The sequence below is a fragment of the Methanosphaera sp. genome, assembly GCF_016282985.1.
Classification (GTDB): domain Archaea; phylum Methanobacteriota; class Methanobacteria; order Methanobacteriales; family Methanobacteriaceae; genus Methanosphaera.
The window spans coordinates 1-11,641 of record NZ_JAEELZ010000095.1 but is presented as its reverse complement, the minus strand read 5'-3'; the positions used below and the strand labels follow the sequence as shown (position 1 = coordinate 11,641).

At 32.0% G+C, this 11,641-nt stretch carries 8 protein-coding genes; 4 read left to right on the top strand and 4 right to left on the bottom strand.

The genetic code is table 11. From position 1 onward, the window contains the following. The 4 genes from QZZ11_RS06110 to QZZ11_RS06095 all read left to right on the top strand — a co-directional run. Nucleotides 1-3,533: Ig-like domain repeat protein (locus tag QZZ11_RS06110; RefSeq protein ID WP_292474487.1), on the top strand; the 3,533-nt coding region annotated here is incomplete at its 5' end. Nucleotides 3,534-3,831: 298 nt separating this feature from the next. Next, nucleotides 3,832-4,551, top strand: a complete 720-nt coding sequence (locus QZZ11_RS06105; protein ID WP_292474485.1) for a nitroreductase family protein — start codon at nt 3,832-3,834, stop codon at nt 4,549-4,551. 169 nt (nt 4,552-4,720) lie between these two features. Next, a complete protein-coding gene (argH, locus tag QZZ11_RS06100) occupies nt 4,721-6,118 on the top strand; it encodes an argininosuccinate lyase (protein WP_292474483.1) in 1,398 nt (465 codons plus the stop codon). Nucleotides 6,119-6,173: 55 nt separating this feature from the next. After that, nucleotides 6,174-6,311 carry a hypothetical protein gene (locus QZZ11_RS06095; protein WP_292474481.1) on the top strand — a complete coding sequence of 46 codons (138 nt, stop codon included), beginning with the start codon at nt 6,174-6,176 and terminating at the stop codon, nt 6,309-6,311. On the opposite strand, the gene QZZ11_RS06090 is transcribed toward QZZ11_RS06095, so the two are convergent. The 4 genes from QZZ11_RS06090 to QZZ11_RS06075 all read right to left on the bottom strand — a co-directional run bounded on the left by QZZ11_RS06090 (nt 6,304) and on the right by QZZ11_RS06075 (nt 11,226). After that, on the bottom strand, nt 6,304-7,329 hold the full coding sequence (locus QZZ11_RS06090) for a 7-cyano-7-deazaguanine synthase (RefSeq protein WP_292474480.1): 1,026 nt from the start codon (nt 7,327-7,329) through the stop codon (nt 6,304-6,306). The two genes, QZZ11_RS06095 and QZZ11_RS06090, sit on opposite strands and share 8 nt — an antisense overlap. Further along, complete coding sequence (locus tag QZZ11_RS06085) at nt 7,330-8,964, bottom strand: glycosyltransferase family 39 protein (protein ID WP_292474478.1); 1,635 nt, start codon at nt 8,962-8,964, stop codon at nt 7,330-7,332. It abuts the gene before it with no gap. A gap of 1 nt (nt 8,965) precedes the next feature. Further along, nucleotides 8,966-10,756 (bottom strand): glycosyltransferase family 39 protein, encoded by a 1,791-nt coding sequence (locus QZZ11_RS06080; RefSeq protein ID WP_292474476.1) that lies wholly within the window; start codon nt 10,754-10,756, stop codon nt 8,966-8,968. A gap of 260 nt (nt 10,757-11,016) precedes the next feature. Continuing rightward, nucleotides 11,017-11,226, bottom strand: coding sequence for a histone family protein (locus tag QZZ11_RS06075; protein ID WP_292474475.1), 210 nt, complete (start codon nt 11,224-11,226; stop codon nt 11,017-11,019). Nucleotides 11,227-11,641 lie beyond the last annotated feature (415 nt).

Genomic DNA, 11,641 nt, shown 5'->3' with positions numbered 1-11,641 from the left:
CTAATGGACCTGTTGTAGCTAAAGTTAATGGTACTGTTATTGGTGAAGGTATTGTGGAAAATGGTACTGCTATTATTCCTACAAACCTTGATAAGATTGGTAACTACACCATAGAATTAGAATATCTTGGTAATGGAAATTACACAGAAAGTAACAATACTGTTCCTGTTGAAGTTGTTGGTAGAATTGCTAACATTACTGGTGAACCTGGTAATACAACTCTTGGTAACAGTACAGTTATTGTAAACTTAACAGATGATGAAACTGGTGAACCATTAGTTAACGCTACTGTAATTATTACTTTACCTGATGGTAGTGAAGTTAACGGTACAATCACTCCTGATGGTACAGTTGAAATTCCTGTAGATTTACCTGTTGGAAACTACACATTACCTGTACGTTACGATGGTAATGAAACCTACAATGCAACCAATACAACTGTTGATATTGAAATCTTACCTCGTCCTAGTGAAATTACAGGTGAAGTAATTAACAATACAGCTAAAAACGTAACAATTAATGCTACCGTTGTTGATGCTGAAACTAAACAGCCTGTTCCTAATGGACCTGTTGTAGCTAAAGTTAATGGTACTGTTATTGGTGAAGGTATTGTGGAAAATGGTACTGCTATTATTCCTACAAACCTTGATAAGATTGGTAACTACACCATAGAATTAGAATATCTTGGTAATGAAAACTACACTGAAAGCAACAACACTGTTCCTGTAGATGTTGTTGGAAGACCTAGTGAAATTACAGCTGAACCTGGAAATGAAACTCTTGGAAACAGTACAGTTAAAGTAAATCTTACCGATGCTGAAACAGGAGAACCATTAATCAATTCAACCGTAATTATTACATTACCTAATGGTACACAAGTTAATGGTACTACTGATGAGAATGGTACTGTTGAAGTTCCTGTTGACTTGCCTGTAGGTCCTCATACTCTTGATGTAACTTATCCTGGTAACGAAACTTACAGTCCTTCAAACACTACTGTTGATATGAATATCTTACCTCGTCCTAGTGAAATTACTGGTGAAGTAATTAACAATACAGCTAAAAATGTTACTATCAATGCTACTGTTACTGATGCTGAGACTGGTTTACCTGTTCCTAATGGTCCTGTTGTAGCTAAGGTTAATGGTACTGTTGTTGGTACTGGTGAAGTTATTAATGGTACTGCTATCATTCTTACTGATCTTGATAAGATTGGTGATTATGATGTAGAGCTTGAGTATCTTGGTAATGAAAATTATACTGAAAGCAATACTACTGTTCCTGTAGATGTTGTTGGAAGACCTAGTGATATTACTGCTGAGCCTGGAAATGAAACTCTTGGTAACAGTACGGTTAACATTACTCTTGTTGATCCTGAAACTAATGAGCCTATTCCATTTGCTCCTGTGATTATTACATTACCTAACGGTACTGAAGTTCCTGCTGTCACTGATGAAAATGGTACTGTTGAAGTTCCTGTTGACTTACCTGTAGGTCCTCATACTTTAAATGTAACTTATCCTGGTAACGAAACATACGCACCTTCAAACACTACTGTTGACATGAATATCTTACCACGTCCTAGTGAAATTGAAGCAGAATTAATTAACAATACTGCTGGTAACGTAACAATCAAAGCTACTGTTACTGATGCTGAAACTGGTGAACTTGTTCCTAACGGTCCTGTTGAAGTATATGTAAACGGAACCCTTGTTGGTACTGGTGAAGTTGTTGATGGTATTGCAATCATCAAAACTAACATTACCGAAATAGGAAACTATGACTTTGACGTAGAATACCTTGGTAATGAAAACTACACTGAAAGCAACACCACAGTAAATGATGATGTTGTTGGAAGACCTAGTGATATTACAGCTGAGCCTGGAAATGAAACTCTTGGTAACAGTACGGTTAACATTACTCTTGTTGATCCTGAAACTAATGAGCCTATTCCATTTGCTCCTGTGATTATTACATTACCTGATGGTACAAACATTTCAGCAACAACTGATGAAAATGGTACTGTTGAAGTTCCTGTTGACTTGCCTGTAGGTCCTCATACTCTTGATGTAACCTATCCTGGTAACGAAACATACGCACCTTCAAACACTACTGTTGACATGAATATCTTACCACGTCCTAGTGAAATTGAAGCAGAAGTTGTAAACAACACTCCTGGTAATGTAACCATTAAGGCTACTGTTACTGATGCTGAAACTGGTTTACCTGTACCTAACGGTCCTGTTGAAGTATATGTAAACGGAACCCTTGTTGGTACTGGTGAAGTAGTTGACGGTAAAGTAACTATTGTTACTGATATTACAGAGCAGGGTAGTTATGACTTTGATGTAAGATATTTAGGTAATGAAAATTACACTTCTAGTGATGATGATGTTCCTGCTGATGTTGTAAGTCGTGAAACCGAAATCAGTGGTGACGTGATTAACAACATTATCGGGGATACTGAAATTGAAATAACTCTTAAAGATCCAGTTACTGGGGATTTATTAGCTAATAAGGAAGTAATAGTAACATTACCTGACGGTACTAACATAACAGCTGTTACTGGTGGTGACGGTAAAGTAATATTACCTTTAGATTTACCTGCTGGTCCTAACGATTTAGTATTAACATTTGCTGGTGATGATGAATACGAGGCATCCACTTCACCTATGGTTGTGGATGTTGTAAAACGTAATGCAACACTCACCCCTGAAGTTGTAAATAGAACTCCAGGAAAAGCTGTGATAGAAATTACAGCTATAGATGATCTAACAGGCAAACCAGTTGTTAACGGAACCATTGAACTTACATTGGCAGATGGTACTAAGGTACGTGCAGTTACCGATGAAAACGGTGTTGCAAGATTTGAAAATGTAACAGTTCCTAAAGGCGGATACAACTATGATGCTAAATTATTAGAAAATCCTATCTATAATGAGGCAGATACTAACGTAACGGTTAAACCGATTAAAATTAAAATTACTATAAAAATTGGTGACTGGAAGTTAGTTTGTGTTGTAGACGAACCTGAAAATGGTGACATTGATTATAAAGATGTTATAAATAGACATGTTCCTAAGTATAAAGCACAAAAAGCTGTAAGAGCAAACCGTGCTTCCAGATATAGTACTCCTGGTAAATACAGAAAGTATTCACCAAGAAAATACAGACCTGCTTGGAACAGAGGTAGACCTCACTTTGTACCTACACATAGGCTTAGCAAAGCAAAATACCAATTATACATCTATTTATACTCTGAATACTTCAACGGTGAATTAAGTTACAGCGACTTCGTAGCTATCTTAAAAGCAAACGGTATTGAAATAACCAGTTCAAATGCTTGGGATGAAAATGGAATGTTAGTCTTTGAATATGACAGTATAGAAGATGTACCTGACTCATTCGACATCCACGATAACAGTGGACATACTTCAGACAGCAGTCAAAATATTGACAAATCTAAAGACACTGGAAAATCAGGTGTTGTAGACTCAGGTAATATAGAAGTAGAAATAGAAGTAGAAGCATAATCATGCTTTGAAAATATTTCAAAAACTTTTATATGCTAATCATATAAGAAGATTAATTCTCTGTTTACAAGTTATAAATAAGTCCTAATTACTATTTAAACCTAAAACTTAAAATTTCTCTTTTTTCTTTTTTTTTAAAAAGGAAACTCTGAAAACTACTATTTTTAAAAATTATTTGTTATTTTATTCAAAACCAAAAAATATTATACTTAAACTAATTCTAACAATAAAATAAATTTATTCAAAATTATAAAATCCATCAAAAAATTGATATAATCAACAGATTAAAATGTTAATTATGAACTTGGAAGAAACAATATATAAACGTCAGTCAATCAGAAATTATAAAGAAGAACCTTTAAACGATGATGAGATTGGAGAATTAAGAAATTATATTGATACACTAAAAGTATTAAATGAAAACATATGCTGGAGTTATGAAATAGTTTCGAAAGACAATATAAAAACAATTCTACCATGGAGAGCACCACACTACCTATTATTATATTCCGAAGAAAAAGAAAACTACCTTGAAAACATAGGATTCATATTTCAGCAGGTGGATCTCTTCCTGCAAAGTAAGTCTTTAGGTAGCTGTTGGCTGGGAATGGCAAGTCCAAAAAACTTTGAAAATGAAGATTCTAAACAAAAATTCATCATCACAATCTCTTTTGGAAAAACAGATGAAGGTTATCGGAAAATAAATGAATTTAAAAGAAATGATTTAAAACAGATTTCTGATAAGGTCGATGAAAGGTTAATACCTGCCCAGCTGGCACCATCAGCAACAAATAGTCAGCCATGGTATTTTACACACAACAATGATGGAAGTTACAACGTTTACAGGAAAAAGCAAAATATACTAAGAAGAAGATTTACGGAAAAATGGAATAAGATAGACATTGGAATATCACTGGCACATCTTTATATTACAAACACGGAAACTTTTAAATTTTATATTAGGGATGATGCAGAGCAATTGCGCAACTATTTCTATGAAGGAAGCTTTGAGATGTAATCTCTATTGTGAATTATTGAAGTTTTCCACAATCTGATTTATAGGTTTCCAAAAACATTTTCACACAAATACTTTTTTTATACAACTTTTTTTTTAACTTAAACAAAAAGATAAATTAACCTTGTTTTACATAACTATTAATAGCTAAATTTTAAGGATTTTGATAAATATGGATTTAAGAGCAGGAAGATTTGATGGACAAATGACTGATGATGCTGCAGCATTTTCATCAAGTATTGAATTCGACAAAAGATTATTTGAAGCGGATATTAAATGTAATCGTGCACATACAACTATGCTTACTGAAGAAGGAATCATTCCTGAAGAAGCAGGAAAAAAAATATTGAAAGCATTGGATAAACTTGAAGAGGAAGGTTTGGAAGCACTTGATTTAAATCCTTCCTTCGAAGATATTCACATGGCATTGGAAGATTATGTCACAAAAGAAATAGGTAAAGAAGCAGGATTTATGCATACGGGAAAAAGCAGAAATGACCAGGTATGTACCGATGTAAGAATTACCTTGAAGGAGGAAATAGAAAATACAGTTGCCAACATTAAATCATTTATTCAAACAATTGTGGATATTGCTAAAGAAAACACTGACACATTGTTTATTGCTTACACGCACCTGCAACATGCTCAGCCAACAACATTTGCACATCACTTGATGGCATATGCTAACGAATTAAGAAGGGACTGTGAAAGATTCATGGACACATATAAACGTGTTGATATGAATCCTTTGGGTTCAGCCGCACTAACAACAACAGGTTTTCCAATAAACAGACAGAGAACAACAGAACTCCTGGGTTTTTCCAAAGCAATGGATAATTCCATTGATGGTGTAAGCAGTAGGGACTTTGCTGCAGAAACAATATTTGACTATGCAATGTTATCAACAACATTGGGAAAAATATCCGAAGAAATAGTTATATGGAGTACCTATGAGTTCAGAATGGTTGAATGTTCAAACCAGTACTCCTCAACATCATCAATCATGCCACAGAAGAAAAATCCGGACATTGCAGAACTGGCAAGGGGTAAAAGCACAATAGCCTATGGGGAACTTATGACTGTTTTATCCATGATAAAAGGTATTCCTCACAGTTATAACAGGGATTTACAGGAGGTTTCCCCTCACGTATGGAATGCAATAGACAACACCAACGATATTCTGGGAATTGTTCATGGAATGCTAAGTACTTTAACAATCAACAAGGAAAGAACGGAAGAATTGGCAGGTGCAAACTTTGCTACCGCTACGGAACTTGCTGATGTAATGGTTCGTGAAAAAAATCTTCCTTTCAGAACTGCTCATCAAATTGTCGGTCGTATAGTATCTGATGCAATTGCGGAAAATATTTCAGTAAATGAAATAGATAATGACTATGTAAATAGGGTTAGTGTTGAAATAACTAGTGAAAAACTGGATTTGGGTGAAGAATTGGTTAGACAAGCACTTGATCCTTTATTAAACGTTAAAAGTAGAACAGTTAAGGGTGGATGTGCACCTGAAGCAGTTATTGAATCCATTGAAATTATGGAAAGTTTTTTAAATGAGTAGTAATTATACATTAAATAATTGTTACAAAAAAATTATTTTCTTATTAGGTGATTAAATGTTTGAAGAAAAAGAAGCTATTTATTATGTAGCAGCAATCATTGTTGGTATTCTTGTGATTATTTATCCAAATCTTGTTGCATACATACTCGGATTGGTCCTTATAATTTATGGGGCATTAATGGTAATCAAATAGTTCTAATCAGGTCAAGAGCCTCTCCAGGTTCTAAAATACCTGCTCTTGTTTCTCTTAAAACCCTTTGTATGGAAAATGGTCTGTACTGTGGATATTTCTTATGAACTTGAACAATCAACGGACATCCATAACCTTTAATTTTTTTTACATCATATTTTGTTATAATATTTTTAACTTCGCTTTTTTCCATTCTGAATAATGCGGGAAGATTTATACGTATATTTTCACCGTTTATTACTACTGACTGAGAACCTGTTGATAATAAATCTCCAAATATCATCATGTCATATCCATGTTCCGATAATTTTTCTTCAAGTTTTTTATGGATGCTTTTAGAACATCTACCACATGGATGGATTTTACCAGTTAACGAATCACTTATGAGTTCTGTCATATCTGTTTCAACGTATTCATGTTCAACGTTAATTTTATCGCAAAGGTTGTCAATATTGTTCCTGAACTGTTTTGGCAGTATGATTGTTCCGGGATCTACTGTCAATGCTCTGACATTAAATCCCAATGATTTTGCAAGTAATGTTGAGAAACTACTGTCTGCACCACCGGATAATGCCACCAGTACATTGGAATCTTCATAACAGTCTCGGTCTATATTATCGTCAATATATTTCTCAATAATTGTGGTATTGTATGGTGCTTCCTGCTTCTGTTTTAGAAGTGTGTATAGGTTTGTGAATGCATCAATGTAATTTAAAGGAATTTTATCTTCATTTAATAGGTTATGTACGTGTTTTACAGATAATTCTAATTGGTATTCCTTGAGGATAATGTCTGTATAACTAATCACGTGGATGGATTTAAATCCAAGTTTTTCCCTTAGCTTTCCTACAACCCATCCACCTTTTCCTATGATTATTGATTTTTCAGGTCTGTCTGGTGCAATTATTGTCAATTCGTTATCATTTAGGTACATGTCCTTTATTTCAGGTTCAACAAAGTCATGTCCTATTTCTTCACGGATTGTGATAATTTCTTCAATAATTTCTTCTTTTGTGTACATTTATTTCCTCTCATATATTTTTACTCTTGTATCCTTATTGTTGTCATATATGCACTGATATCCTGCAATCTTTGTTGTATTGCTTGTTGAATCTATGTAATATTTTGCTTCTATTGAATTTAACTTATCTATTAAGCTTTCATTGTTTGCTTCCAATACTCTTGGTATTGTTGTGTAAACGTATTTTTTCAGATACCAGCTGAATACTACTCCTCTGTCTGATGATATGTTGTAGCTTTTGTAGTTGGGGTCATATTGATCTAACCATTCTGCAGCAACTTTTTCTTCATGTGTGTGTTGATTTTCATGTGTAATTGAGCTTAAATAGCTTGCATTTACTGGTATCATCAGGATTAATATTATGAGTAATGCTATTAAAACTTTCTTTTTATCCTTCAGGATGAACTGTATTGATGTTGTAACAAAATATGTTAAAGGTATGAGTATTGGTATTATGTAACGGTCAACTTTTACTGGATGATAAGAATGCATAATAATGTAAATTCCAATCCATAATAACATAAGATAATCCATTTGGTTATCTTTATCTGGAAGCCATCTGTAATATAATAAAAGAATTACAATAAACAGTAATTCTGTGATCATGTAAGATAGATGTGTATAACTAATTATTGTAAAAATGGATAATAATATTATTGCAGCTATTTTAATATTCTTATTATCAACTTCACAAATATCATAATTAACAAGATTGGATAAGAATTTTAACAGATATATTACAACCAGTAATATAAAAGCATATGATAATGGCGTTGGTGAATTATCACTGGTTGAAAGACTAACAAAATATGAACCGGATGCATTGAATGATGTTAAATATTCCGGTAAATTTTGCAGATAATAATAAGGATTTAACTCATAGCCTACATTAACACTGCTAACCTGGCTGCTGCTGGAAACTTCCAAAAACTGGCTGATAAATGGGATGGTGCCTTGAAAACTAAGATAAACACCACAGATAATTAAACCAATAATTAAAACGTAAACCACAAATGGTAATATATTCTTCACAGTCAACTGTTTTTTAAACTTATCGAAATTTATTAAAAGGTAATAACCCATGACAATTAAAATAAAACCCTCAGTAAATCTGGTGAAAAATGCCAATATAAAGAATAAAAATGCAGGATAATAATAATTAAAATCCTTATTCAATCCCCAAATGGTAAACAGCAATGCCCATACTCCAAAACTCAAAGCAGGTACATCCGTAGCTCCAGTCAACGCCCATGTTACAATAAGGGATAACATTGAAAATATCAGACTGGCAAGTAATGAAATTTCACAATCAAATCTTTCATTGAATAACAAATACATTCCAATAATTAAAAAAATGAAAAGAATTCCTGAAACTACAAATAGTGATGTTTCACTAATAAAACCTAACTTAAACGGAACGGATGTTAAAAGTGATAAGACAGGAGGAACACTTAACTGACTGCCTATATTGTTACCAGAAAACAACATTGCATTTTGTAAATAAACAAATATGTCCCAGTAACTAATGCTGCGGATACTTTGAGAATATAACAGTATGCCGGTATAAATTATCATCAGAACGGATAATATGCCCAACAATTTGTTATTTCTTGAAAGATTATTTATTCCAAACATCTTAATCACTTCTACCGAAGTTTTTAATCTCTTCTTTAAGTCTTACTTTATAATCATCACTATACACATATTTATATCCAAACTCAGCCAGATACTTATTTTCATAAATTTGAACGGTATCAAAGCCTTCCAGCTTAATCATTCCAGGATAGTCAACCTTTTCTTTATTGGTTGCATCGATGTAGTAGAAAGCTCCTCTATGTGAATCGTTCGCAGTCAAAATCTCTTCAGCAAATTTCGTCTGATACTCATTATCAGTAGTGTTGGGAACACCGCGTTGACAGTAAATATTCAGGTACCAAGTCACTGCAGGCCAATTGTCAGAATAACAAAGCGTTGTATTATTAATTATTTCATGATCCATTAACCAGTCACATGCTTCTTCTATATCAGAATAATCATTATCTGTTGGCATGACACTAACAAATAGAAGTGTGTTAGCCAGTAATCCTATGATGATTATACTTGAAATGATTTTCGAAAGATGAATCTGCTTAAGATTTACTTTTTCATCAATCATATTAAATATCCAATCCAGAGCATATGTTATGAAGTAAGCGATAAACGGAAGGACAGTTATGAAATAACGGTCATTCTTTGTAAACAGTATTGATTGGAATACCAGATATATTACCAGTAATGATATCATCAACAGTTCATAGTCCAAATATTCAATGTCATAGCCTTTTAAAACTGTCCATAAAAGGTATAATGCAAATAGGAAAATTATGATGCTGATTATATATGAAACACTTCCCAAAGTAAATAAGAAGCATATCAATAGTAATGCACTAAGCACCAGCATCAGCTTAAATTTTTGATTAAATATTAATTCACTGTTTTTGACGCTTTTAATAATTTTACATGCAAGCAATACAAATGCAAATACCATGAGTATAATGTAGATATATGAAATTGTTGAAGGTACATTTCCCATCGGATTAACTATTGCATTAAATGTTGTTACATCAGGAACATAACTGAGTAAATAGTTGGGTATATGTTTAATATAATACCAGCTATCCGGTAAAAATCCGGAATCCATTACCACAGTATTGGAAACAGTTCCACTAAACTGTCCAAGAAACGGGAAAGGCGTTCCTAAATATATGTAAAACTGGTATAAAAACCAACCGATACTGATGATTCCAAGTATTCCACCAACAATAATGTGCTTGAATTCTTTTAAATCAATTTCTTTAATCAGCCAATAGAAACATATTGAAAAGATCATTACTCCCGCAGTATACCTTGATAAAAATGCATATGCTGCAATAGGCAGTGCAATATAATACAGTTTATTATTATACCTATGGGCTGTCAGTATTAAATAAATTGTAAGAACTGTTCCGGTAACACCTATAATATCATTTCCACCGAGTGCAACCCATGAATAAAGAAGTGTAAATGTTGCAAATATGATACTTCCAAGAAGACTAATTTCATGTTTGAATTTAAGTCTTAGTAATAAATAAAACGTAATAATACAAATAAAGTATAATACGACATCTATGTTGAATATGGCTTCCTGATATGGATGTCCAGCTATTAAAAACATCTTTGACAAAATCATAGGTAAAACAGGAGAAATACTTGGAACATCTCCCCAACCCATTTTAGCAAAGTTTCGACCATTTTCCAAATAAAGGTAAGTGTCCCAATTTCCAATTCCAACATTGTATTGGACCAATAATCTCGGAATTGTTATGATTAATAGAAAAATAGTCAATAAGGCAATATAACTTAAATCTTTCTTATTATCTGTGATAAAATTTTTTAAAGTATTTATCATAGATTCTCTCCGTAAAAATTTTTTCATTGATAAAAATAAGTTTGTCGTTTATAAAAAATATACTTAATTTATTGATGTTAAAAAAAAATAAGAAATAAAAAAATAAATTTAAGTTTTATAAAAAAATAGATTTAATTTTAATTTAAAAAATAAAAAATAGATACATGGTTAAATAATTAAATAAGTTGTTTTAAATGAAAATTTAACCAATAAATAATATTTAATTTTTAGATTTTTTTGTTATTTATTTTTCTATAGGTTTAAAATTTTAATTTTATAGCTAATTGTACATCTGAAGCTTTTACAGTTTTTCTACCTGAGTGGGTAGCAATTTTTACTGCTTCTTCAGCAATAGCTTCACCGTACTCTGTAAGAATTGTGGATAATTCAATTTTAGCATCTTTTGTTGCTCGAGGAGCACCACCATTTGATAAAATTCTTCCTATAGGTGCAATTGGTAAAGTTTCCATATTATCACTCCTATACAAATTAATATATTTTTGTAGTATTTATAAGTATTGTTTTATCCATCACAAAACTATTAACTTTGTACTGGATAATTTAAGACTTAATAAAATGTTATGAAAACAAAAATTATCAATTAATTAGTTTTTAAAGCATAACTCTATTTAGCGTTATTTTTTTTAAAATCATAAAATGGGATTATTTAACTAAAATTATCAATGTTGCTTTTATTTACTTTAACCATATTTTGAAATACTATTATAGCGTTAATTATACTTTTATTTAAAGTATTAAATATGATAATTTTTTTTTAAAGAAAAAAAATGAAAAGTGATTATATGTATTTTTTATATTAATTGGAGTATGATTTTTTATTTTATTTTTAACTAAATTAATTTTATAACTTAATAGACTAATTTG